The sequence below is a fragment of the Nonomuraea sp. NPDC059007 genome (genome assembly GCF_042740555.1).
GTDB lineage: Bacteria > Actinomycetota > Actinomycetes > Streptosporangiales > Streptosporangiaceae > Nonomuraea.
Map to the genome: position 1 here is coordinate 191,344 of NZ_JBHYJD010000006.1, position 22,660 is coordinate 214,003.

29 protein-coding genes and 3 pseudogenes are annotated in these 22,660 nt (G+C 67.9%); 21 read left to right on the forward strand and 11 right to left on the reverse strand.

Going from position 1 to position 22,660, the window contains the following annotated elements; translation table 11 throughout:
- The first annotated feature begins 44 nt into the window (after positions 1–44).
- The 6 genes and pseudogenes from ACFWY5_RS12025 to ACFWY5_RS12050 all read left to right on the forward strand — a co-directional run.
- Complete coding sequence (locus ACFWY5_RS12025) at positions 45–1,043, forward strand: NAD-dependent epimerase/dehydratase family protein (RefSeq protein ID WP_379631667.1); 999 nt, start codon at positions 45–47, stop codon at positions 1,041–1,043.
- Positions 1,044–1,060: 17 nt separating this feature from the next.
- A complete protein-coding gene (locus ACFWY5_RS12030; protein WP_379631669.1) occupies positions 1,061–2,206 on the forward strand; it encodes an FAD-dependent monooxygenase in 1,146 nt (381 codons plus the stop codon).
- Positions 2,207–2,357: 151 nt separating this feature from the next.
- Positions 2,358–3,011, forward strand: a complete 654-nt coding sequence (locus ACFWY5_RS12035) for a DUF998 domain-containing protein (protein WP_379631671.1) — start codon at positions 2,358–2,360, stop codon at positions 3,009–3,011.
- Positions 3,012–3,081: 70 nt separating this feature from the next.
- Positions 3,082–3,303: pseudogene (locus ACFWY5_RS12040) on the forward strand (ATP-binding cassette domain-containing protein); the annotation flags it as partial.
- A gap of 16 nt (positions 3,304–3,319) precedes the next feature.
- Positions 3,320–3,523, forward strand: coding sequence for a hypothetical protein (locus ACFWY5_RS12045; RefSeq protein ID WP_379611438.1), 204 nt, complete (start codon positions 3,320–3,322; stop codon positions 3,521–3,523).
- Positions 3,516–3,650, forward strand: a pseudogene (locus tag ACFWY5_RS12050) (ATP-binding cassette domain-containing protein); the annotation flags it as partial. The gene ACFWY5_RS12045 and the pseudogene ACFWY5_RS12050, both read left to right, overlap by 8 nt.
- A 618-nt stretch (positions 3,651–4,268) precedes the next feature.
- Here the strand turns inward: ACFWY5_RS12050 and ACFWY5_RS12055 are convergent.
- Both ACFWY5_RS12055 and ACFWY5_RS12060 read right to left on the reverse strand, forming a co-directional pair.
- A complete protein-coding gene (locus tag ACFWY5_RS12055) occupies positions 4,269–4,490 on the reverse strand; it encodes a DUF397 domain-containing protein (protein ID WP_379631673.1) in 222 nt (73 codons plus the stop codon).
- Positions 4,472–4,846 (reverse strand): Scr1 family TA system antitoxin-like transcriptional regulator, encoded by a 375-nt coding sequence (locus tag ACFWY5_RS12060; RefSeq protein ID WP_379631675.1) that lies wholly within the window; start codon positions 4,844–4,846, stop codon positions 4,472–4,474. The genes ACFWY5_RS12055 and ACFWY5_RS12060 overlap by 19 nt, the downstream gene beginning before the upstream one ends.
- Between ACFWY5_RS12060 and ACFWY5_RS12065 the strand changes: the two are divergent.
- From ACFWY5_RS12065 to ACFWY5_RS12085, 5 genes and pseudogenes are all read left to right on the forward strand, one after another.
- Positions 4,793–5,976: pseudogene (locus ACFWY5_RS12065) on the forward strand (ISL3 family transposase). The gene ACFWY5_RS12060 and the pseudogene ACFWY5_RS12065 sit on opposite strands and share 54 nt — an antisense overlap.
- A gap of 206 nt (positions 5,977–6,182) precedes the next feature.
- Positions 6,183–6,782, forward strand: a complete 600-nt coding sequence (locus ACFWY5_RS12070; RefSeq protein WP_379631677.1) for a hypothetical protein — start codon at positions 6,183–6,185, stop codon at positions 6,780–6,782.
- Complete coding sequence (locus tag ACFWY5_RS12075) at positions 6,734–6,973, forward strand: NucA/NucB deoxyribonuclease domain-containing protein (RefSeq protein WP_379631679.1); 240 nt, start codon at positions 6,734–6,736, stop codon at positions 6,971–6,973. Before ACFWY5_RS12070 ends, ACFWY5_RS12075 begins: the two co-directional genes overlap by 49 nt.
- Before the next feature lie 105 nt (positions 6,974–7,078).
- Positions 7,079–7,672, forward strand: a complete 594-nt coding sequence (locus ACFWY5_RS12080) for an SMI1/KNR4 family protein (RefSeq protein WP_379631681.1) — start codon at positions 7,079–7,081, stop codon at positions 7,670–7,672.
- Positions 7,673–7,978: 306 nt separating this feature from the next.
- Positions 7,979–8,893, forward strand: a complete 915-nt coding sequence (locus ACFWY5_RS12085) for a hypothetical protein (RefSeq protein WP_379631683.1) — start codon at positions 7,979–7,981, stop codon at positions 8,891–8,893.
- A 313-nt stretch (positions 8,894–9,206) separates the two neighbouring features.
- On the opposite strand, the gene ACFWY5_RS12090 is transcribed toward ACFWY5_RS12085, so the two are convergent.
- From ACFWY5_RS12090 to ACFWY5_RS12100, 3 genes are all read right to left on the reverse strand, one after another.
- On the reverse strand, positions 9,207–9,644 hold the full coding sequence (locus ACFWY5_RS12090; protein ID WP_379631685.1) for an NUDIX hydrolase: 438 nt from the start codon (positions 9,642–9,644) through the stop codon (positions 9,207–9,209).
- The gene (locus ACFWY5_RS12095; protein ID WP_379631688.1) at positions 9,641–10,459 is read right to left on the reverse strand and encodes a hypothetical protein; all 819 of its coding nucleotides are present in this window, start codon (positions 10,457–10,459) and stop codon (positions 9,641–9,643) included. The genes ACFWY5_RS12090 and ACFWY5_RS12095 overlap by 4 nt, the downstream gene beginning before the upstream one ends.
- Before the next feature lie 188 nt (positions 10,460–10,647).
- A complete protein-coding gene (locus tag ACFWY5_RS12100; RefSeq protein WP_379631690.1) occupies positions 10,648–10,785 on the reverse strand; it encodes a hypothetical protein in 138 nt (45 codons plus the stop codon).
- 29 nt (positions 10,786–10,814) lie between these two features.
- Between ACFWY5_RS12100 and ACFWY5_RS12105 the strand changes: the two genes are divergently transcribed.
- Together ACFWY5_RS12105 and ACFWY5_RS12110 are read left to right on the forward strand one after the other, a co-directional pair.
- Positions 10,815–13,016 (forward strand): tetratricopeptide repeat protein, encoded by a 2,202-nt coding sequence (locus ACFWY5_RS12105; RefSeq protein WP_379631692.1) that lies wholly within the window; start codon positions 10,815–10,817, stop codon positions 13,014–13,016.
- A gap of 86 nt (positions 13,017–13,102) precedes the next feature.
- On the forward strand, positions 13,103–13,564 hold the full coding sequence (locus ACFWY5_RS12110) for a hypothetical protein (protein ID WP_379631694.1): 462 nt from the start codon (positions 13,103–13,105) through the stop codon (positions 13,562–13,564).
- A gap of 84 nt (positions 13,565–13,648) precedes the next feature.
- Here ACFWY5_RS12110 and ACFWY5_RS12115 read toward each other — a convergent pair whose 3' ends face one another.
- Genes ACFWY5_RS12115 through ACFWY5_RS12125 form a run of 3 tightly spaced genes read right to left on the reverse strand, consistent with a single transcriptional unit; the run spans position 13,649 to position 14,853 of the window.
- Positions 13,649–14,062: a recombinase family protein gene (locus ACFWY5_RS12115; protein WP_379631696.1), complete on the reverse strand. Its 414-nt coding sequence runs from the start codon at positions 14,060–14,062 to the stop codon at positions 13,649–13,651.
- Positions 14,063–14,380, reverse strand: coding sequence for a winged helix-turn-helix domain-containing protein (locus tag ACFWY5_RS12120; protein WP_379627653.1), 318 nt, complete (start codon positions 14,378–14,380; stop codon positions 14,063–14,065).
- On the reverse strand, positions 14,380–14,853 hold the full coding sequence (locus ACFWY5_RS12125) for a hypothetical protein (RefSeq protein ID WP_379631698.1): 474 nt from the start codon (positions 14,851–14,853) through the stop codon (positions 14,380–14,382). The genes ACFWY5_RS12120 and ACFWY5_RS12125 overlap by 1 nt, the downstream gene beginning before the upstream one ends.
- Before the next feature lie 464 nt (positions 14,854–15,317).
- Between ACFWY5_RS12125 and ACFWY5_RS12130 the strand changes: the two genes are divergently transcribed.
- The 3 genes from ACFWY5_RS12130 to ACFWY5_RS12140 all read left to right on the forward strand — a co-directional run bounded on the left by ACFWY5_RS12130 (position 15,318) and on the right by ACFWY5_RS12140 (position 18,252).
- Positions 15,318–15,947, forward strand: a complete 630-nt coding sequence (locus ACFWY5_RS12130; RefSeq protein ID WP_379631700.1) for a recombinase family protein — start codon at positions 15,318–15,320, stop codon at positions 15,945–15,947.
- 162 nt (positions 15,948–16,109) lie between these two features.
- Positions 16,110–16,703 carry a hypothetical protein gene (locus ACFWY5_RS12135; protein ID WP_379631702.1) on the forward strand — a complete coding sequence of 198 codons (594 nt, stop codon included), beginning with the start codon at positions 16,110–16,112 and terminating at the stop codon, positions 16,701–16,703.
- On the forward strand, positions 16,690–18,252 hold the full coding sequence (locus tag ACFWY5_RS12140; protein ID WP_379631704.1) for an NB-ARC domain-containing protein: 1,563 nt from the start codon (positions 16,690–16,692) through the stop codon (positions 18,250–18,252). Before ACFWY5_RS12135 ends, ACFWY5_RS12140 begins: the two co-directional genes overlap by 14 nt.
- A gap of 107 nt (positions 18,253–18,359) precedes the next feature.
- Here ACFWY5_RS12140 and ACFWY5_RS12145 read toward each other — a convergent pair whose 3' ends face one another.
- Together ACFWY5_RS12145 and ACFWY5_RS12150 are read right to left on the reverse strand one after the other, a co-directional pair.
- On the reverse strand, positions 18,360–18,590 hold the full coding sequence (locus ACFWY5_RS12145; RefSeq protein ID WP_379631899.1) for a tetratricopeptide repeat protein: 231 nt from the start codon (positions 18,588–18,590) through the stop codon (positions 18,360–18,362).
- Positions 18,591–18,602: 12 nt separating this feature from the next.
- Positions 18,603–19,733: a hypothetical protein gene (locus ACFWY5_RS12150; protein WP_379631706.1), complete on the reverse strand. Its 1,131-nt coding sequence runs from the start codon at positions 19,731–19,733 to the stop codon at positions 18,603–18,605.
- A gap of 814 nt (positions 19,734–20,547) precedes the next feature.
- Here ACFWY5_RS12150 and ACFWY5_RS12155 point away from each other — a divergent pair.
- The 4 genes from ACFWY5_RS12155 (at position 20,548) to ACFWY5_RS12170 (ending at position 21,900) form a co-directional block, all read left to right on the forward strand.
- Positions 20,548–20,703, forward strand: coding sequence for a hypothetical protein (locus tag ACFWY5_RS12155; protein WP_379631708.1), 156 nt, complete (start codon positions 20,548–20,550; stop codon positions 20,701–20,703).
- Positions 20,700–21,212: an RNA polymerase sigma factor gene (locus ACFWY5_RS12160; protein ID WP_379631710.1), complete on the forward strand. Its 513-nt coding sequence runs from the start codon at positions 20,700–20,702 to the stop codon at positions 21,210–21,212. The genes ACFWY5_RS12155 and ACFWY5_RS12160 overlap by 4 nt, the downstream gene beginning before the upstream one ends.
- A gap of 10 nt (positions 21,213–21,222) precedes the next feature.
- Complete coding sequence (locus ACFWY5_RS12165) at positions 21,223–21,420, forward strand: hypothetical protein (RefSeq protein ID WP_379631712.1); 198 nt, start codon at positions 21,223–21,225, stop codon at positions 21,418–21,420.
- A gap of 336 nt (positions 21,421–21,756) precedes the next feature.
- Positions 21,757–21,900 carry a hypothetical protein gene (locus tag ACFWY5_RS12170; RefSeq protein WP_379631714.1) on the forward strand — a complete coding sequence of 48 codons (144 nt, stop codon included), beginning with the start codon at positions 21,757–21,759 and terminating at the stop codon, positions 21,898–21,900.
- Between the two features lie 168 nt (positions 21,901–22,068).
- Here the strand turns inward: ACFWY5_RS12170 and ACFWY5_RS12175 are convergent, their stop codons facing one another.
- Entirely contained in the window at positions 22,069–22,290 is a 222-nt protein-coding gene (locus ACFWY5_RS12175) for a hypothetical protein (protein WP_379631715.1), read from the reverse strand.
- Between the two features lie 20 nt (positions 22,291–22,310).
- Between ACFWY5_RS12175 and ACFWY5_RS12180 the strand changes: the two genes are divergently transcribed.
- A complete protein-coding gene (locus ACFWY5_RS12180) occupies positions 22,311–22,616 on the forward strand; it encodes a hypothetical protein (protein ID WP_379631716.1) in 306 nt (101 codons plus the stop codon).
- The last annotated feature ends 44 nt before the right edge of the window (positions 22,617–22,660 follow it).

The window sequence follows — 22,660 nt, forward strand, 5'->3', positions numbered from 1 at the left end:
AACAACCCGTCAGCTCTCTGGCTGCCGCTTACTTCAGGAGCATCGTGAAAGTCATCGTCCTCGGCGGTACCCATCACGTCGGCCGCGCCATCGTCGAGGCCGCGCTGGAGCGCGGCGACGAGGTGAGCACACTCAACCGCGGACTCAGCCGGGATCCCGCTCAGGGCGTGCGGGCGCTGATCGCCGACCGTACCGACCTCGAGTCGGTACGGCGAGCCCTGGGCGACGGGGAATGGGACGCAGTGATCGACACCTGGGCGTGGGCGCCGCGCGTGGTCCGCGACAGCGCCCGGCTGCTGGCTGGGCGGGCTGGGCACTACGGCTACGTCTCCAGCCGCGGCGCGCACCGCTGGCCCTGGCCGCCGGGCGCCGACGAGAGCGCCCCGCTGGTCGATGCCGACCCGGAAAGTGACGACAGCCTCGACTACGCCGCCGCCAAACGCGGTGGTGAGCTGGCCGTGCTGGAGTCCTTCGGCGAGCGGGCGCTGCTGGCGCGCGCCGGCATGATCCTCGGCCCGTACGAGGACGTCGGCCGCATCCCCTGGTGGCTGCGCCGCCTGGAGAAGGGCGGCCGCGTCCTCGCCCCGGCCCCGGCCGAGACGCCGCTGCAGTACCTCGACGTCCGGGATCTCGCCGACTGGATGCTCCGGTCGGCCGATCGCGGCCTGAGCGGAGCCTTCACCGTGACCGGCCCGCCCGGCGCGATCACCCTCGGCGAGCTGCTCACCACGGCGTTGGAGGTCACCGGCTTCGACACCGACTTGGTGTGGACCGAGCCGGACCTGCTCATGCGCCACGGCCTGCCGCTCGGCATGGAGCTCGGCCTGCGCCTGCCCGACGGTACTGCGCCGAGCGGCATGCACGACGCCGACGTCAGCGCCGCCCTGGCCGAAGGCCTCACCACCCGCCCGCTACGCGAAACCCTCGCCGACACCTGGGCCTGGCTGCAGGCCGAAGGCGACCCGGCACCCCGCGCGGACGCGCCCTCCCCCGACACGTGGCTGGACGCCGCCGCCGAACAGCGGCTGCTCGACCAGCTCTAAAGGAGCACCACCTCATCATGCGCGCCATCATCATCGGAGCCGGCATCGCCGGCCTGGCCACCGCCCTGCGCCTGCACCAGATCGGCTGGGACACCCTCATCGTCGAACGCGCCCCGCAGCGCCGCGGCGGCGGCTACGCCGTCACCTTCGGCGGCATCGGCTACGACGCCGCCGAACGCATGGGCATCCTGCCCGACCTGCTCAAGAAGGGCTTCATCACCGACGAACTCGTCTACCACAAGCCGAACGGCCAGCGCCGCTTCTCCCTCGACCGCGCCACCATCGCCGCAACCACCGGGCCGCGCTCGATCGCCATCCTGCGCGGCGATCTCGAAGCCGTCCTGTACGAGAAGGTCGAGGGCCACACCGAGATCCGCTTCGGCACCACCCTCACCGCCATCAACCAGGACAGCCGCGACGTCCGCGTGAGCTTGACCGACGGCAGCATCGAGGAGGCCGACCTGCTGATCGGCGCCGACGGCCTGCACTCGGCCACCCGCGCCCTGGCCTTCGGCCCGGAGAAGGACTTCCTGCTCGACCTGGAGCACAAGGTCGCCGTCTTCATGCTCGACGAACGCCCTGCCAGCATCGCCACCGGGGCCGCCGGCACCCTGTCATCCGGCGGGCGCACCGCCGCGGTCATCAGTATCCCCGACGGCCGCAACGTCGCCTTCTTCGGCTACCGCTCCGACCACGCCAGGCCAGGTGAGGACGTCGCCACCGAACTGCAGCGCGTCTACGGCGACCTCGGCTGGGTCATCCCCGAAGCCCTGGCCGGACTTCAGCGGGCCGACTCGGTCTACTTCGACACCATCAGCCAGGTCGTCGCACCGTCCTGGAGCAAAGGCCGCGTGGTCCTGCTCGGCGACGCCGCCTGGTGCGTCACCCTTTTCGCCGGGTACGGCTCCGCGCTGGCCGTCGGCGGCGCCGACCGCCTCGGCACCGAACTCGAGGCCCACCCCGACGACATCCCCGCCGCCCTCGCCGCCTGGGAGGCCGCCATCCGGCCCGAGGCCGAGCGCAAGCAGAAGCTCGGCCGCCGCGTCAAAGGCGTCTACGCCCCCGCCAACCCCCTGGTGTTGTGGCTGAGCCAGCTACCGCTGCGGCTGGCCTCCCTGCCGCCGGTGCGCCGGTACATGACCCGCCGCTTCATCAAGGGCTGAGCGACATGTAGCACCTGGCCGGGCAGGCGGCCAGGTGCTACATTCCAGGCGACTGTAGGAGCGCACCCCGGCAAGGGGTTGCGACCGTCGGTGAGCCGGGAAGCCTGGTCGGCCCACGATCTTCCGATCGTGGAGCTAGGAGGCTCCCCCCATGCGCCCGACCACCACCCTGCTCGCCTGCGGCATCGCCTCCGGCGTCCTCGTCCCGGCCCTGCTGCTGCTCGACGGCGCCACCCGGCCCGGCTACAGCCTCTGGCACCACGGCGCCAGCCAGCTCGGCACCGGAGAGCGCGGCTGGCTGCAAACCGTCAACTTCGTGATCGGCGGGCTCCTGCTGCTCGCCTTCGCCGCAGGATTGCGCCGTGCCCTGCCCGGCGGCCGGGCCGCTGTCTGGGCGCCGCTCCTTCTGGTGGCCGCCAGTCTGGCGATGGTCGTAGCCGGGATCGTGCCCACCGATCCCGCCCTCGGCTATCCGCCCGGCCAGCCCGCGGCGGTCACCACCGCGGGCCGCCTCCACGGGCTGGCCGGACTGGTGCTGTTCGCCGCGCTGGCCGCCGCGCCGTTCGTGCTGGCGCGAAGCCCGGACATGGGTAGCCGGGGATGGGCGCTCTACTCGCGCTGGTCGGGGGCACTGGTCATCGTCTTCGCCATCGCCGCCGGGATCGCCTTCCGCCTGGACGCCTCCGGCTTGCTCCGGCCCGCACCCGCCGGGCTGCTCGAACACGCCGCCCTGCTGGTCGGCTTCGCCTGGATCATCGCCGTCGGCGTCCGCTTGCGCCGCGCGAACACCGCAACGGAGGCATGAGCGTCCTGCAGGACGGGCTGCTGGCCTGGGCGCTGTGCTTGCTCATCGCCCAGCGGCGAAGAAGCGCCTGATGGACAGTGCGGAGGCCCCGGTCCTTGAAGCGTCCGACCTGACCAGACGCTACAGCGACGTCCTTCTGAGCCTGCAAGCGGGCCAGATCTACGCCCTGCTCGGACTCAACGGCGCCGGCAGAACCACGCTGATCCGCATGATCACCCCAACCGCCGGATCGGCGCAAGTGCTCGGCGCGGCCGTCTCTGGACTCCGGAGGTACTCGGCCCGCCCAACGCGCCGCCGTGATGGCGGCGATGCACCTCAGCACGATCGTGCTCCACCAGCACCTGACCCGGCGATTCGGCATCGACGCGCTACACCGGGCCAACCTCGCCAGGCTCGGCATGGCCATGATCGACGTCTACGCGCACCTGGGCCAGTGGATCACCTCCGGACAGGGCGGCCAGGTCCGCCAGGCCATCGCCGACCACCACGCCAAGGAGCACCCTGATGACTGATGCGATCCAGATCCGGTCGCTGATCAAGAACTACGCCCGCACCCGCGCGCTGGACGGCCTGGACATGAGCGTGCGCGAAGGCGAAGTGCACGGCTTTCTCGGCCCCAACGGCGCCGGGAAGACGACGCAAGAAATGTGACCCTTTTGCGCCCTTGGGGGGCGTCGGTACGGGTTCGCGGGGTTGGGTTCCGTCTGGGTGTGTTTCCGGCTCGGTGGGCGGAGTGGCAGGGGTGTGGCTACGGGCCGAACTTGCTCGGGGGGCGTGGGAGGGGTTGGCGGATCGTTGCGGTGGTGCTGGCCGGTGGGGCAAGATCAGAATTGTGGGGCCATACGCTGTATGGCGGAGGAGGGGGGCTTGCACCCCGGACCGGTACCCCCTCCTGGCCCCACGATTGTGATCTTGGAGGGGTCCCCACCGGACGGCTCCGAAGCAATCCGGCAACGCCTCTGCTGTAGATGCGCCACGGGTCTGCTGTTCCTGTCTGTTGGTGTGTTCTGTTGGTGCGGGACGGAAGCGTTCGTGCCGTCTGAATGGCCGTAGGTCACCCCGTAGGGGCGAGCCTTTAGCGAGTTCAGCCGGCGCGGACGCGGCCCTAGTGACCTGCGGTAACAGGGTTGAAGGCGCTCCTCGCCTGAAGCGAGTGATAGCAAGAGCGGCCTCACCATGAGCGGTGAGGCCGCTTGATCGCAAAAGAGACGACGATATCCCTCTGAGGAGGTGGCTAGGTCGAGCCGTTGGGCCGATCTAGTCGAACTCGCCGTCCTTGACTCCGCCAAGGAACGCCGTCCATTCGTCGCGCGTGAAGAGGAGCACCGGTCCCGCTGCGTGCTTACTGTCGCGAACAGCAACGATTCCAGGAAGGTTGCGGGCCACCTCGACGCACTGTCCGCCGTTGTTCCCGCTACGGGTGCTCTTCTTCCACACGGCCATGGACAGGTCCACGGCGGTCAGGTCTCTTGACTCCATTGCTGCCTGGCTTCCTTGATCATGATGAGCGATTCGCCTGGACGAAACGCCTCTGTACGGACACTGTCATACCGGCTCCAAATCAGCGACACGAAATCGGGGTCCGTTGACACCTCGGCCTGGCCTGCTGAGTCCACCGACACGGTGGTGGGGGCCTCCGGTAGCTCGGCGATAGTGAACGCCGACATCAGGCCATCTGGGACTGTACAAAGAAGAACGGCTCTGGCCCGTAATCGGTGGTGGCGCCAAGTGATCACCTGCCAGTCTGAGCCGTGCTGAAGATCGGCGATCTTACGGGTGTGGTGTTTGCAGGGCTGTCTGCCCTGGTCATCCAGGGTGTCAATGACGAGGACCACCTCATCCAGGTTCTGGCCCGCACTCGCGACGAGCCAGTACCGTGCCCGATGTGCGGGACGTTGACCGGCCGGGTGCATGGCTACGGCAGCCGGACGGTCACTGACGTCCCGCTAGACGGGCGGCAGGTGGTGGTGTCAGTACACCTACGGCGTCTGCTCTGCCCGGCGTGGGGTGCCCTCGGCAGACCTTCCGTGAACAGATGCCCGGGCTGCTGGAGCGCTACCAGCGTCGAACGAGCAGACTCACCGGGCAACTGGGCGCAGTGGTCAAGGAACTGGCCGGCCAGGCGGGTGCACGACTGTCAGTGATCCTGGCCATCACGATCTCAAGGTCCACGGCACTGCGCCTGCTCATGCGAGTGCCGCTGCCACCGCTGCGGACCCCGCGCGTGCTAGGGGTCGATGCCCTCGCGCTCAAACGCCGCCACCGTGACGCCACCATCCTCACCGACGCCGAGACCGGCGAGCGGATCGATGTCCTGCCCGGCCGCGGTACCGACATCCTGGAGACATGGCTGCGGTCCCATCCCCGGGGCAGAGATCGTCTGCCGCGACGGCTCAGGCGCCTACGGCGAGGCGATTCAACGCGCCCTGCCGGACGCGGTGCAGGTCGGCGACCGATGGCACCTGTGGGCGAACCCCTGCGACAAGACCCTCGCCGAAGTTCGCTCCCACAGCACCTGCTGGGCCACGGTCAACCCGCCCCGGCCCGCCGGCATGCGTGAACAGACCACCCGCGAGCGCCGGCAGCAGATCCACGACCTACCGGACAAGGGCGCCGGCCTCCTGGAGCGCACCCGCCGCCTGAACCCGTCCCTGAACACCGTCAAACGCTACGCCCGCACCCGCGAGCCCGAGGCCCTGCGCCGTGCCCCCCGCTACCGGCCCACCCTCGTCGACCCCTACCGCGATCACCTGCGAGAACGGCGCGCCGCCGACCCGGCCGTCCCGGTTCGGCAACTGTTCCGCGAGATCAAAGAGCTGGGCTACACCGGCAGCCTCAACCTGCTCTACCGCTACATCACCAAGGCCGAGCCGAAGGCGTCAACACCCGCACGAAGCGAATCATGCGACAGATGCACGGCCGTGCCGGGTTCGACCTTCTTCGCCACCGCATCCTGCTGAAGTGAAGATCACTCGGCGCCACCACCGATTACGGGCCAGAGCCGTTCACTGGACAGACCCACCAGACCAAGGACGTCTCTGAGTGGCACTCGAAGCCCGACTCCCAGTACATCGTTCGGGCGACGCGGCCCACCGACTCGACGAGAAACAACTGGTGTCTAATCGAGCCTCAAGTCGAAATCTTCGACGATCCCTACGGCCGACCGTCCCGATGAAGTTCTATCTGTGGAGTCAGATCGTCAAGGACGAGAACGGCGACGACCGTCGCGTCCGACGGAAGGGCGACACCATCAACGCCCAAAACGGGGACCAGGCGACGGTGCCGATGTTCCGGTGCGACTGGAAGAAATTTGGACTCCAGAAAGATGACATCCACATAGGCGGATGCATTAATCACTACGCCAGTCGCGTCTTTACAATGTCGAAGAAGAACGACACCCTGTTTCCCGAAGTCATCGAGCACATCGAGGACGCATTGAATCCTGATACAAATGCGACCTCGTTCCCACCGCTCGTGGCAGGGCACAACTGGGATGAGGCCTCGTATCCTCCTTCGAAGTACAAATCCGGAACCCGCAAGAACATTCCTGGTAACTGGGCCGATCCGAACAGCGACCCCCTTGTGAAGGTTGCCTCAGATGCAGAGCGCGACCAAAATCGGGGGTATTTCTCCGACCGTGAACTGCATCTGGATGTCGGGGCCGGGCCCCACGCGAACAGTTTTGGCCCAGGACGTTCGGAACCAACTACTGCAAGTACTACATGCCTCAGAAGTACCTGCCGCCGCCATATGAGGGAGGCATTCCTCTAGGGAACGGCAACTCCTGCGACGAATACCCCTTTTCCTCCACCATCCAGGGGGCAGCCAACGCCGACGGGCACTTCTCGGTACGCGCCGTCAACCACCGACAAAACATCAACCAAGGTCACGTCCTGCGATCCTTCTACGCGCATTACCGAGTTGGCGCCGACAACCAGTTCTGGGTGTCAATCAAGCCCTGACCCGTTAGCCGGCACACAATAGCCGGGGGAGGGCCTGCCAGCCCCTCTCCCGCCTGCTCTGCCGCCAGGGACCCGCCTAGACCCAATCTGCCGTAGAGTACTTCCATGAATGACCCAGACACCCCCCGCTACCCATGGGCGGCACTTCTCCAAACGATGAGCAGTGGCATTGACCACGATCTCTACATTGATAAGGACCTCTCGTCCTACCCGTCCGAATGGCTGGGAACAACTCCCGCCACCGAAGCCGAGATCCTGCGACAGGAGGAGCGCCTCGGCCACCGCCTGCCTCCCAGCTATCGGGAGTTTCTCCAGGTGAGCAATGGCTGGGATGTGAATTCCTCCACGAGTCTTCACATTCTTCCCATCGCCGAGGTCGGATGGACACGCGACGTCGACCCGCACCTCGCACACTCATGGGGCCCGGCGCCAGGCTCTCCAATTCCGAAGTTGCCCGACGACTATTTCTTCGACTACGACGCGCCTCAGAACGAGGATTACTTCGATGGCGGGGACTTTCTGCCGCACACGTTGTGTGTTTCCGAAAACGTCGAGGGCGCCGTCTACCTGCTCAATCCGCACGTCGTCACTTCGGGCGACGAATGGGAAGCATGGTATCTCGACACCTCATACATGCTCGGTGCAACCCGCTTCCGGTCGTTCTGGCATCTGCTGGAAAAGGCTTTCCGGCGCCACTAATACTAGTTCAGGTAAGCCCGCCGACTCATGCACCGACTTGGATCCGCCATCGGCACTCCTGAGGACCGAGGAGAGCCGATTGCGAAGGACGCTTATCCGAGCGGCGCTGCTCGCGTTGGCGGCAGCTTTGGCCCTGTCCGGTACCGGAACTCGCTCGTAGCGCTGGCCTGCGGTTTCGCACGTCTTTCAAACGGCTCTGCGATACTCGTGGATCAGGCCGCAGACGGCGCTTCGTCACTCTATTCGAGCCGTGAGATCGACCCCCTCGGCCGGATCGTGAATGGGTTGGCGTAGTGACAGCACCTGATGCGGACGGTGCTGGTTGTAGTGACGCTCATGCTCGGCCAAGATCTGTCGCAGGCGCCGCTCCCCCTGAACCAGAAGGTGATCGAGGCATTCGCGCCGGGGCGTGTGATGAACCGCTCGGCGAACGCGTTCGCCCGTGACGAGCGCGGCGAAATCTTGAGGACGCGCATGTCCGCCCCCGGCGAGCACATTGTCAAATCCTCCGCCGAACTTGCCACGATCCTTTCTGGATCCGCGTCCAGTAGTTGGCAAATGAGACGCCGCCTCGCCAGGGAGGCGGCGTCCGATTTACAGAGAGGGACTATGGCCTGCAGCACGCACCTCTATGATCTCCTAGCCACACACTGGGCAGGCGTCCACAACGGCTCTTTCTCAGCCGTCTGGAGCGAAAACCTGGATGTCGAGGAGACCGCCCTCAAAGTTGGCGCCGACCTCACCACGGCAACCCAGGTGACTTTGGCCAACCTTCCCGAAGGTTTCGAGGGCGATCAGATGCCTGGCGACTATGACGGCATCGTGTTGATCGGCCAGTTTGGTGCATGGTCTCTCGCCTTTCAAGTGCAATGGAGCAACATTGTGGATCCGTCGGTGCTCGCGGCGCTTTCCCAAGACGGGCGTGCAGTCGGTCTCAGCTGGAACGCGAACGGAAGCGCATACCGATTCCACTACACCATGCGCGATCACGCTGCCCAGAGCCACTCCATGCACACGATTCCCACCGCACTCGCCCTATTTGCCGTAGGCCTGCGTATGCCTGACGAGGACGAGTGGGACCTCCCCGCCGACCAGGCCTCCCCTCGCGAAGAAATGATCACCGTCGGCCTTGCTCTCATGGGGCGCATAACTGGACGTGAACTCGACCAGGAGTGGCTTAACACGCCACACACTCGCTACCTCATACGCGCTAGCCGCTGAGGACCACTAGCACATTCGAGGGATTGGGGCAGCGGGCCCGCCTAAAGCGACCGATGTACTTCGGTCTTTCTACGCACATCACCGAGTCGGCGGCGACAACCAGTTCTGGGTGTCGATCGAACTCTAGCCCCTTAGCCAGCACACGCTAACCGAGGGAGAGCCGCACCCGGCCCTCCCTCATCCTCTCCACCGCCAGCGGACCCCGCCTAGCTAGACCGCGAGCATCCGCATTGTCCTGACGGTTGTTCCGGAAATGAACGGAGCGGCCGTTTGCTTTGCCTAAAGCACCGCGGCCAACTCCAGACGCGGGCCCTCAGGCAAGCAGGCTGATCCCGTCATGGACTCGTACATGCGGTTTCGATTCCGCAGCCACAGCGTCGTGCAGGCGTACGGCGAATGCCTCGACCATTCGATCTGAGATCTCTTCCAGGGTGAGCCAAGCCACTTGGGTGGCCTCTTCGGTGGGGCATGGCTCGCCCTCGATCGGGTGGCAGCGGAAGACGAGCGAGATGACGCCCAGGGCCATGTTTTTGTAAACGCCGGTCAGTGCCTCGGGCTCGACCAGCACGCCGGTCTCCTCCAGGACTTCGCGTCGTACTGCCTGGAGTGGGCCTTCATCTCGTTCTAGGATGCCGCCCGGTAGTTGCCAGGCGCCGGTGTCGCGGCGGCGGATGGCCAGGAGCCGATTGTCTTCGCCGACCACGGCGGCCCCGACGCTGACGGAGTGCAGGGGCCGTTCGCCTGCGGTCACCGCGCCTCCGACAGGAACTGGACGAAGGCGAGCGCCTTGTCGTCGTGTGCCTTGAAGCGTGGCCAGCGCCGTGCGTGTGGGTCGCCGAGTTCGGTCTGGTGGACGAGGTCGATCACCGCTTCCACTCCATGGTCCTTGGCCATGTTGAATCCGGCGGCCCAGTCGTCGAGTACGTGATAGGCATCGATGCCGACGGCGGCACCATCGGTGGCCACGAGCGCTGCGGCCACTTCTTCGCGCGGCCAGATGCCGTGCACAGCCTCGTCCGCGGCTTCTGGTACGGCTTCGGCGACCCAGAATCCGCCAGGTTGGTTGCGGTACTCGCGGGTGAGCGCCTGCATGCGCCGGAGGCGCTCGCGATCGAAGGGGCTGCCAGTTCTGATGGCGTCGAGATAGGCGGCCCGGTCGGGATGGCCGAGCTTGTGGAGGCGGTCATCGTGCAGGACGGTGGTCTGCCCGGCGGGCGACTGGAGGGCGAGGCTCGTGTCGCAGAGCACCAAGCCTTCCACCACCTGTGTCGACCAGCGCAGGATCGTCACAGCAGTGGATGGGGCTTGGCCCGGCCGGAGGCCGTGAGTGACGACCAGGCTCGCGATCGCGTCAGCGAGCGCCACGCGTAGGTCAAGGTCGCCGGAAGAGGCGAGTTGGCGAGCCAGGTTCTGACCCAGCAGATCGGCGTACCAGCCACCGCTTCCCGGCCCGAGCTCCACGCTTGTGGCGCCGTCCAGGACGATCACCGCCTGGGGCAGCAGGAATATCCGGTCCTCGGTCTCGCCGTCACCGGCTCGCTCTGCGGTCGCGACGGTCGCGTCCACGTGGGTATGAGTCATGTGGGACTTAGCTCTGAGACACGTGTATTCGATATCTGGGTGTGGTGTACCTGTGTACCAGCTCAGCATGTCGATGCCGGGCTCGTGGGCCGAGGTCGTCGTCGCAAGCCCCTTCCGGCAGATCAAACGCCGGCTCGCAATGGTCGCGCTGTACAAGCCGCCGTAGTGCGAGGTCAGCCGATGAGGTCGAAGGCGAGGCGCGGTTCGATCGCCTGGAGGCGGGTGGCGCCGGCGCGGGTGGTGAGGACGGGGGCGGAGCGGACGAGGGCGAGGTCGGCGGTGTGGGCATCGTCCAGGGCCAGGCCGAGCACGCTCGGCCGCCTTACGGGACAACTCCGGCATGATCGTCACCGGTGACCTGCACGCGGCCCGGCGGCCGCCGCTGCCGCCACCTGCCCGGGTGGAGGCGCCGGCCGGGCTGCTGGGGTTGCCGCGCCGGCCGGCGGCCTGGTTCGCCGGTCGGGAGCTCGCGCTCGAGGACCTGGCCGCGACGCTGGAGACCGGTACCGGAGCGGGGGTGATCAGTCAGGCGGTGGTCGGGCTCGGCGGCGTCGGCAAGAGCGAGCTGGCGTTGCAGTACGCCTTCGCCCGCCGCCTGGATTACGGGCTGGTGTGGTGGATCGATGCCGACAGCCCGGCGCAGATCGAGGCCGGGCTGGCCGGGTTGGCTCGTGCGCTGGTGGCTGGTGTCGATTCGGTGGCCGCGGCTCAGGCCTCGCCGGAGGAGGCCGCCGCCTGGGCGCTGGCTTGGCTGGCCGGCCGTACCGGCTGGATGCTGGTGTTCGACAACGTCGAAGAGGTAGCGCACGTCGAGCCGTACCTGGCCCGGCTGACGAGCGGGCAGGTGCTGATCACCACTCGGCGCGATGTCGGCTGGCGGCAATTCGGCGTCACCCCGCTACGGCTGGACACCCTGGCCCGGCCGGCCTCGATCCGGCTGCTCGGCGATCTGATCGGCCCGCCGGACGCCGCCCACCAGGTGCTGCTGGACGAGCTCGCCGCCGAGCTCGGCGACCTGCCGCTGGCACTGACCCAGGCCGGCGCCTACATCGCCCGCACTCCACGCTGCACCCTGGCCGGCTACCTGCGGCTGCTGCGGCAGACACCGACCCGGATGTACGCGGCCGCAGCCGCGGGCGGCGACGCCGAACGCGTCGTGGCCAGAGCCTGGGAACTCAGCCGGGCCCGCGTCACCGAACTCGACCCGCTGGCCGGATGGCTGCTGAACCTGCTGGCCTGCTATGCCCCCGACCACCTGCCCTGCGCAGTCCTGGCCGGAGCCGACGACGAGCAGGCGGTCAACGAGGCCCTGGCGCTGTTGGCCTCCTACAGCCTCATCACTGTCACCCGACTGCCCGCCTCCGCAGGTTCCGCGGCTGCGGGGGACGATGGCGATGAGCAGGAGAGGATCAGCATCCACCGGCTTGTGCAGGCCGTCATCTGGAACGACCTCGACGACGACCAATGCGCCCGGCTACGCCACCAGGCCGCCGATCTGATTGCCGCGGTCCTGCCCGGCCTGCCTCACGCGTCGGCGTGGTGGCCGATGTATCGGCAGGTGCTGCCGCATGCCCGTGTCGTCCTGCCGCCCGAGCCCGCCGCATGGGCGGACCTGCTGGACTACCTTCGGGCCAGCGGTGACCACGCCACCGCGCTCGATATCCAGCGGGCTATTCACCACCACACCCTCACCCGGCTCGGCCCGGAACACCCCGACACGCTGGCCACCTGGCACGACGTCGCTCACGGGACGGGGTGGGAAGGGGACGCGGCCGGGGCGCGTGACCGCTTGACCGAGCTGCGGTTGGTGCAGGAGCGGGTGCTCGGATACGAGCATCCCGACACGCTGACGACCTGGCACAACATCGCTCACTGGACGGGAGAGGCGGGGGACGCTGTCGGGGCGCGTGATCAGTTGGCCGAGCTGTTGCTCGTGCGGGAGCTGATGCTCGGCTCGGAGCATCCCGACACGCTGACGACCTGGCACAACCTCGCTCACTGGACGGCAGTGGCGGGCGACGCTGTCGGGGCGCGGGACCGGCTCACCGAACTGTTGCTGGTGCGCGAGCGGGTGCTCGGCCTGGAGCACCCGGCCACGCTGACCACCAGGAGCAACCTCGCCCGCTGGACAGGGGAGGCGGGGGATGCGGCCGGGGCGCGCGACCAGTACGCCGAGCTGTTGCCGGTGGAGGAGCGGGTACTCGGCCCGGAGCATCCGTACACGCTGATCACCCGGAGCAATCTCGCTCACTGGATAGGAGAAGCAGGCGACGCTGTCGGGGCGCGGGACCGGCTCACCGAACTGTTGCTGGTCCACGAGCGGGTGCTCGGCCTGGAGCACCCGGCCACGCTGACCACCCGGTACGAGTTCGCCCTATGGACAGGGCGGGCGGGTGATGTGGCCGGGGCGCGCGACCGGTACGCGGAGCTGGTGCCGCTAGCGGAGCGGATGCTCGGAATGGTGCATCCCGACACCCTGAGCGCTCGGCACAACCTCGCTCACTGGGCAAGGAGAGCGAACGAGGTCTCAGTGGATAACTGACATTATCCACTGAAGGGGTGTACTTCCGGGGCCCTGGCCGCGGATGGCAATCCGGGTCACGGTGTAGACCGTGAAAACCTGTTTCGGTGGTGGTGGCCGCGGCCGGTGTGGCACTGGTGGTGGGGATCGTCTGGATGCTGGGCCCTGGAGCGCGCTGGGTGCTGGAACACGTGGACGGGGTGGCCATCGGCGGCCCCGACGGGCTGGCCAGCAAGGACGTGGCGGCGGCCCTGGACGCGATTCGCGGCCGGGTGCTGGCCGTGGCGACCGGCCTGGCCGCGCTGGCCGCGGTCTACTACACCGCGCGCAACGCCGAAACGGCCCGGCGCACCTTCCAGCTCGGTGAGCGTGGCCATGTGACCGACCGCTACGGCAAGGCCGTCGAGCAACTCGGCAGCGCCCAGGCCCCGGTCCGCCTCGGCGGCCTGTACGCCCTGGAACCCGGCGTTGCCGAGGAAGGTCGTGCTCTCGAACCAGGCGTAGCTGCTGAAGGTCACGCCGATCGCCGCGCACGAGCAGGCCGCCGCCATCTTCGAGGAGGTTGGTGATGACCACAATCAGGCCATCGCTTTGGGCAATCTGGCCGATGATCGCCGCCTGCGTGATGAGTTGAGCGGACGCTGCCCGAGGGGTCAGGTGATTGAAGGCTGCCGGGCTGTGCGGAGTTCTTGGAGGTCGGGGATGTGGTTGTAGAGGGTGCCCACGCTGATGCCGAGCAGTTTGGCGATGGAGGTGACGGAGCGGTCGGGGTCGGGCAGGAGGTCGCGGGCGGCTTTGAGGAGTTCGGCGTCGACGACGGTGGGGCGGCCGCCGACGCGGCCGCGTGCTCGTGCGGCGGCCAGGCCTTCGTGGGTGCCGGCGATGATGAGTTCGCGGATGAATTCGGCCAGGGCGGCGAAGACGTGGAAGACGAGGCGGCCGCCTGGGGTGGTGGTGTCGAGGTTCTCGTGCAGCGAGGTGAAGCCGATCTCGCGGCGGCGGAGATCGCCAACCATGGTGATGAGGTCGTGCAGGAAGCGGCCGTAGCGGGCGAGTTCGGGCGCCAACTAGTCGGTGGTGGGCTGACCGGCGGAATCGCGGGCGAGGGCGACGATCCGCTCCAGGGCCGCCGCGTGTCGCTGGAAGGCCAGCCGTCCCAGCGGGGTGATCTGCACGTACGTGCGCCGCGCCCGCTTGTCCTGGTCCTTGCGGACGGTGACGTATCCGGCGGCGGTGAGCGCGGAGACCTGCTTGGACAGCGCCGAGTCGCTGGTGCCGACCGAGTCTCTGAGGAAGCCGAAGTCCACCCACTCGGCCGGCACCAGCAGCGCCACGACCGACAGACGTGCCGGGACGTGCAGGAACTCGTCGAAGAGCGGATCCATCAGGCGACCCCACTGCCCTGCTGGACGATCGACTTCATGATGGAGCGGTTCACGGGCGTGGCCGCCAGGTAGGCCACGGCAGCCACGATCGCGCCCGCGACGGCCTGTGACAGGAGCCCCTGGGGCGGCAGGTCGAACAACGCGTAGGCGGCGATCCGGCCGATGATGAAGGCCGCCATGATGCAGGCCAGCAGCCCGCAGTGGAACAGCATCTCCTGACGGGTGGCCTTGCGGCGGACCGAGGCCCAGTGCTCGTAGACGATCCCCACGCCCATGTACAGGACCGTCCCGAGCGCCAGGCCGACGAAGTCCCAAGGGTGTGGCAGGTCGATGGTCGCGAAGGCGATGAAGACGCCGAGCGCGGAGATGAGCACGCGCGGAAGCGCGAAGCTCTGGCGGAGGAGCTGCTGCCGGGTCTTGTCCTGGAGGCGGTGGATGTCGTCGAGCGAAGTCTGGGCGTCGTGCTGGTTCATGGGACTCTCCCCTGAGTCGACTACTTTCCTGTGAGGAAAATACCATCTGTTTTCCTCACAGGAAAGTAGTCGACGTGCCGCCAGATGCTCAAAGAGGACGGTGTCAAGACCCGCTGGGCCAAGACGGGAGCCAACGGCGCCGACCCGGCGCTGCTGGACATGGCGCTCATCGAGGCCGCCAAAGGACACCGGCGCTTCGTGGTCGTCTCCGCCGACGCCGACTTCGTCTTCCGCAGAGGGTTAGCCGGAATGCGACAGAAAGCCACTGCAGGACAGGGTGACGCGGGCAATCGAGGTGTTCATCTAACGACCGTTTACAGAACGCGAGCCGGACAGCGCGCCAGATCAAGGCATCGGCGTGCTATGTCCGGTTCGGGTGTTCATTTTCTCGTTCATCTTCGATTGTTTGCTGCTAGTGTTCAGATACCTTGCACGAGACGTTTGATGAACGGAGGTGTGGCGGGATGGCGCTCATCGGCCTGGTCCGGGTCAGCACCGACAAGCAGAAGACCCAACGCCAGCACGACGCCCTCGATCCGATCTGCCTGAAGGTCATCGAGGAGAAGGCCAGCGGCAAGCTCGCCACCCACGATCGGCCCGAGTTGCTCACCGCGCTGTCCTACATCCGCGAAGGCGACCTGCTGACCGTCCAGGAGGTCGACCGGCTCGGCCGCAACCTGCTGGAAGGGCTCATCGTCCTCAACGACCTGTTCCAGCAAGGCGTCGGCGTCAAGGTACTGGAAGGCATCGCGGCCGGGGAGCACACCGAGCGCTCGTTCACCCTCGACCTGGCCCTGGCGCTGGCCGAGGACCGGCGTCGCGACATCGTCCGCAAGACCAAGAACGGGCTGGAGACCGCCCGCAACCTGGGCAAGGTCGGCGGCCGCCGACCCGTGGTCGACGACGACAAGCGCGCCGCGATCCTCGAGCGCCGCCGACGCGGGGAGTCCATCCGCACCATCGCGGCCGGCGTCAAGGTGTCGGTCGGCGTCGTTCACAAGACCCTCACCAACACCAACACCAACGCCGACGCCGACGCCGACGCCGACGCCGAGCAGGCGACCGCGACCGCCCAGAGAATCGAGCCGCTGTGACCGACGACGACCCGATGGACATGGGCCCGGCTGACTGACCTTGGGTCCTGAACGGGATCTGTCGTCCCCCGCAGGAAACGACGTTTCGCCGTGATGTGCGGATAGGTAACGCCTTCGCTACTTTCGCTGCCCGCCCTGCCGGTTCGGGTGCACTGTGGAGCCATGTCGAAGACGACGCCGGAGGGCGGGCGTACGGCGGGTTCGCGGCGGTGGCGTGTGGTGGCGGTCATCGCTTCGGTGCTGCTGGTGGCCTCGCTGATGGCGGGGCTGGTGTGGTTCTTCGCCGACCCGCTGAACCTGCCCCCGACCCTGCTGGAAGCCTTGGATCAGCGGGCCAGCGTGCTCGCCATGTTCACCGGCACCACCGTCGGCGCGGCCGGCCTGATCGTGGCCGTGCTGGCGCTGCGCGCCCAGACCCGGGCCGAGCCCGCCCCGCCGGACGCCGGGCACGTGACGCCGCCGCAGGTGTCGGCCTCGGGAGAGCGGTCGGTCGCCATCGGCGGCGCCAACCCCGGCATCATCGCCACCGGCGACAACGCGCGCAACGTCCAGCACCGGGCACAGGTCTCCGGGCCTGGCCGGGTGTACCAGGCCGGCGGCGAGCAGAACGTCCACGAAGGCGACGACCACCCACGCAGCTACGACGGCGATCACGTCGAGCTCCACCACAACACCTTCACCGGCAAGGTCGTCGGCAAGCAGGTGAACACCCCCACCCCACCGCCGCCCGACCGCGACGGCGATGAGCAGCCCTGAAGACAGCCCCTCGACGGCCGGCCAGGCGACGGGCGGACCGAGGGCGGGCGTCCCTGCCAGGGGCGACCACATCGACTTCCACGACAACGTCTTCCACGACAAGGCCGTCGGCGCCGAATACCACCAGCACCACCACTACCCGCCCAAGCCGACGCCGGGCCAGATCGTTGAGGGCGACATCCCGCAACGCCCGCCTGGCTTCCAGCCCCGCGTGCACCTGCTGCAGCAGGTGGCTGGCCCGCTCGGCGACCAGGCCCCGGGCCACACCGGCGACGACGTCGGCACTGGTGGTGGGGCGGCGGTGATCTGCGCTGTGGGTGGCACGCCCGGGGTGGGCAAGACGATGCTGGCCGCCTCCTACGCCTGGGCCTGCCAAGCCGCGCGCTGGCCGGTAGTCGCCTGGATCCCCGCCGAAACCATCGAGCAAGTCCACACCGGGCTGGCCGCCCTGGCCCAGCGCCTCGGCGAACGCCACACCGACGACGACGCCGCCGCCGCGCGGGCCAAGGCCTGGCTGGCCGCCACCGAACGGCCGGCCCTGGTGGTGTTCGACAACGCTTCCGAGGTGGAGACGGTACGGCGCTGGTGCCCGGCCACCGGCGCCACCCGAGTGCTCATCACCACCCGCAACCGCGCCCTCATGCGCCAGTTCGAACCGGTCGAGGTCGAGGTGTTCACCCCCGAACAAGCCGCCGACTTCCTGCACCGCCGTACCGGCATGGACGACACGGGCGCCGCGGGCGCTGGCGCGGAGTTGGCCGAGGAGCTGGGGCATCTGCCGCTGGCCCTGGACCAGGCGGCCGCCATGATCGCGCGCCTGCGGCTGTCCTACCCCGACTACCTGGCGCTGCTGCGCGACCTGCCCGTCGCTGAACATCTGCCCGCCCAGCGCGGCGACCCCTACCCGCGGGGTACGGCCGAAGCCATCTTGCTGTCGGTCACCCAAGCCGAGACCACCCTGCCGACCGCTGCCGAACTGCTGCCGCTGCTGGCAGTACTGTCCCCGGCCGACATCCCGCTACCGGTGCTGCACGCCGAAAGCGGCGAAGGCACCGAACGGGTTCGCCTGCAGCAGGAACTCGCCAACCTGGCCGACACCTCACTGATCACCTTCAGCGAAGACGGCACCACGGTGCTGATGCACCGACTGATCCAGCGGGTGCTACGCGAGCGTGCCGACCACCACGACACCCTCGACGCCGCCCTCGACCAAGCCACCAACCTGCTGCACGCCTTCAACAACACGCTGCCCGACGGCGCCCACACCTGGGCAGCCCGGGCCGCGGTCGAGATGCTCATCGAACAGACCAGCGCGCTGTATCGATGCGCGCAGACGAACGACACTATGTCCGCCGACCTGCTGGCGCTCCGCGCCTGGTGCGGCCAATATCTGCAGGACCTGGCCGATCTCACCCGCGCCATTCCTCTGCTGAAGACCACTCTCACCGAATTCGAGCGGGTGCTCGGCCCCGACCGTCGCGTATCGGTGGGCGTCGGCACCGGCGTGATCCGCCAGAATGGCGGGCGAGGCTGGGTGCCGGAGTGCTAATAAACGGTCTCGGAGGTTGTTGAAGACACACGGTTGTTGAAGCGAGTTTTTGAAGATCCCCGCCCTAAGTCGCCGTCATCCCATGATCATCGTCATATAGCGATCGTTTAATGAAGCCCCCGAGCCTCAACCTGATCACTCCAATAGGCGAGGTTGGCGCGGGTGGTCAGCGTGTCGGGGTGCTCGGGACCGGAGACGCGTTCGCGGATGGGCAGCAGTTCGGCGTACAGGGCGCGGGCGGCCGCAGGGTCCCCCGCCTCCCCCGTCCAGTAGGCGAGGTTGGCACGGGCGGCCAGTGTGCTGGGGTGCTCGGGACCGAGGGTTTCGGCCTGGGCGATGTAGTGGGCCTGTTACAGGGTCTTGGCGGTGGTGTAGTCGCCGCTGGCATCCGCGAACTCGATGACCTTGTTCATCGTGTGCGAGCCGGGCGGGGTGACGGCGCGGGCGTGGGGGAGCAGCCGGAGGTAGCGGGGCCAGTTCGCGCGGGTCCGAGGGTCGGCGGGCAGTGCCAGGTCCAGCAGGGCGGCGGCGCGGGTGCGGGTCTGGTCGCGCTGGGTGGTGGTGAGCTGGTGCCAGATGACCGTTTGGGTGAGCCGGTGGATGCTCACGCCCTCCCGATCGTCATGGTCTCCGTCCGAGGTGGTCGGGTCGGCGGGGTGGATGGTCAGGGTGATGAGGCTGTAGGAGGCCAGCAGGGCCAGTGCCTCGTTGACCGCCTGCTCGTCGTCGGCCGCGTCGGCCAGGACGCTCGCGGGCAGGTGATCGGGCGCGTAGCAGGCCAGCAATTGCAGCAGGCGTTCGGCCAGCGGGTTCTGTGCGGTGACGCGGGCGCGGCTGACCTCCCATGCCTTGGCCACCACCCGCTCGGCGTCCCCGCCGGCCGCGGCGGTGGCCAGCATGGCCTCGGGCACCTGACGCAACAGGCACAGGTAGCCGGCCGGTGTACAGCGCGGAGTCACGGTGATGTATGCGCCGGCCTGGGTCAGCGCCAGCGGCAGATCTCCCAGTTCCTCGGCCAGCTCGCCCAACACGGCCGCGTCGACGGCGTGCGGCGGGCCGATCAAGTCGCCCAGCAGCCGGATCGAGGCCGTGCGGGGCAGGGTCTCCAGCCGTAGCGGGGTGACACCCAGTTGCCGCCAGCCGACGTCACGCCGGGTGGTGATCAACACATGCCCGCTGGTCAACCTGGCCAGGTACGGCTCGACGTGCGCTACCTCTTCGACGTTGTCGAACACCAGCAGCCAGCCGGTACGGCCGGCCAGCCAAGCCAGCGCCCAGGCGGCGGCCTCCTCCGCCGAGGCCTGCCCGGCCGCCACCGAATCGCTACCCGCCACCAGCGCCCGCGCAAGGGCGGCCAGCCCGGCCTCGATCTGCGCCGGGCTGTCGGCGTCGATCCACCACACCAGCCCATAGTCCAGACGGCGGGCGAAGGCGTACTGCAACGCCAGCTCGCTCTTGCCGATCCCGCCCAGTCCGACCACCGCCTAACTGATCACCCCCGCACCGGAGCCGCCCACAAGCGTGGCCGCCAGCAGGGCCAGAGCCTCGTCGCGGCCGACGAACCACGGTGCGGGACGGCGCGGCAATCCCACCAACCCGGCGGGCGCCTCGATCTGAGCCGGCGCAGGCAGGGGCGGCCGCCGCGCCGCGTGCAGGTCGCCGGTGACGATGGTGCCCCGAGTTGTCCCGCACCGCGGCCGACCGCGGCCCGCTCGCCCCCACCCGCACACCCACAGGCTCACCGGGAGAAGCGGCATCATCGTGGACACTCACAACCGCCACGATGACCAAGCCCGCCACCCCGGGGCAACCCATTCCACCGAAGTCAGCCCGGATCCGGATCAGGCATACGTTCGGGCGAAACACATCGGTCGCAGACAACACAAAACGTTTGATTTTTTACGGCACCCCGGTGGCGTCGCGGTCAAGGTGCTGGAGGCCGCCCGCGAGCGCGGGAAGACCACCCGCACCATCGCCGCCGGCGTCAGGGTCTCGATCGGCGTGGTCTACAAGACCCTGGCCGAAGCTCCGGCAGCAGGCACGCCCTGCAGGAGCGAGAGGGCGTCGCCTGAGTTCTGCGCGCTCGCCCGCGCCGGTGATCCGCGCTCCTCCCGGTCCCGCCGAGGACCACGACAGGCTGGAACCCTGAAAAGAATCTTGAAGTTCTCGGGCTCGGGGTGCGACGGAAGGGGCCTTGGAAGAGTTTGTTTCTTTCGACAGGGGTCCCCCTGTCGACTCGCCTGTCGCCCTTCGGCACTGGGGCGGGGGCGACCTGTTGTTCAAGGAGCCCCGAGCATGAGCTGCTTTCAGCGCTTGCGCGAGGTCACACGTTCGGTCAGGGACGTCCCGGCAGGTACCACCCGCGCCGGGGTGGCCGAACTGAGCAAAACCGTCCAGGAAGGCGCCGCGGGCGCCTTCGCCACCCACAAGCGCCGGGAGCTTGGGGCATGAACCACACCCCCCATGCCGACGGCACCAAGCCGGAGTACTCTGCGTGGCTGCAGGAGCACCACCCCGCTCTGTTCAGGGCCGCGGTGTTCCACGCCCGGGGAGACAGGCAGACGGCCATCGACGTCGTTCAGATAGCGGCAGTCAAGATCGGGCGTAGCTGGGACAACGATGAGATTCGCGAGAAGATCATCGCCAGTGAGGCCTACGTGCACACGATCGTGAAGAACTGCTTGTCCACCTACCTCAAGATCCGCTCGCGGATCGAGGGCAGGGAGCGCGAGCTGGACCCCGATCGGCACCATGTGATCGACGACGGCCCCGATCTGGAGCTTCGCGCGGCGATCCTCAGTCTGCCGCAGATGGAGCGCAGCATGATCCTTCTGCACTACTACATGGGATACACGATCATCGCGGCGGGCGCGAAGCTGGACCTGTCCCGTGATCAGTCCCACCGGCTGCACAGCAAGGCCATCAAAAGGCTCAAGGCACTCATCACCGATACGGAGTGAGGACAGGAGCTTGAAGTTCGAACAGCGTCTGGCGAAGGACATCGCGTACTTCGCTACAGAGGTTCAGCTGGTGGACGAGGCCGAGGCCCTCGCCAGCACCCTGGCGGTGCTGACGGCCCTGGACGAGGACGACAGCGCGATCTTCGACGACGCGTTCCCGGCGGCCGACCGCGACGAGCGGCCGGCCGCGGCCGGGGAAGCCGACTAGATCGCAGGCCCGGCTGATCCACAACTGAATACGCGCACACAACAGCAACAGCGCAGCCGCCGGCCAGGGCGGGATTCGTCCCATCCCCCTCTGGCGAAGGCGACTTCCGCTGACCGGCGAGATGATCCCAGTGCGTCCCGCCTCGCCACAGATCAGGAGCGATCATGCGAAAGGAAACTCGCACGGAATGAGTAGAGGGGGCGGCAGTCCTTCTCCCGTCACTTACCGGGGTGCAAACCCCGCAGGGGCGGAGTGCCGGCGAGCGCAGAGGCACGCCGGAAGCCACGGAGGATTGCTGCAATGATGCGCTGGACGATCTCGGCAGGGAACGTCCGGATGAGCATCAACATGATCAACATAATCGGCTTGATCTTGCTCAGTGAGCGTGGTCTTCAACAGGCATGGCGGCCGGCCATGTCTGAGGCGACCGCGACCCTTGGCCCACACCTGACAGGACGCGCCGACCGCGTGATCATCTAAGGGTCCCCCCGAGGGGACCCGTGAGGGATCGGCCCTCCAGGCGCATTCGGCGTCTGGAGGGCCGATTCCCGTCTGCGGGCCCCACCTCAGCTTCCTGTCCGAGGCACGCGAATGCGCCAGCGCGTACTCCCGCGACCTGCTGAAGTCGCAGCCTCTACACCCGCGAGTTCACCGGTGGCGGCGAAGTCGAGAACGACGACACCAGCTGCACGACCCCAAGGGGAACGACTTGCGCACAAAGATCATCTTCTTTGTCGTGGCTGCGCTCACCGCCGCCGGCATCGCGCTCCTCAGCGCCACCGCGATGATCGCAATCGGCCTCATCGTCGCCATGCCCACCGCCAGCATCATCGTCGCCGCCTCCAGCGCCGCCCTCACCGGCTTCGGCATCACGATCGGTCTGTTCTCTCTTGCCGCTGCCCTCTTCCTCGCACCATCGAACCGTCCCCCTGAGCTTCGACCTGGTCACCGGCCGCCCGGCCGCGCTGCGCGCCCCCGGCTTCCGCGGCAAATCGCGCTGGCACGGCTGGCACACCCGCGGCGGCGCGTTCGACGACCGCTTCTACGCGCCCGAAAGCGTCGACATCCTGCGGCGCTCCTACCTGCTGACCTACACCACCGCCTCCTTCGCCCTGGCCGCCGAGCAGCTGCCGCTGCCGGCCGGGCCCGAGGACGAGATCGAGTGCACGCCATGGAGATCGTCGTCGACGCCCTGAACGACGTCCTCAACCCGATCCTGGCCGCCCTCGACCGCGGCTGA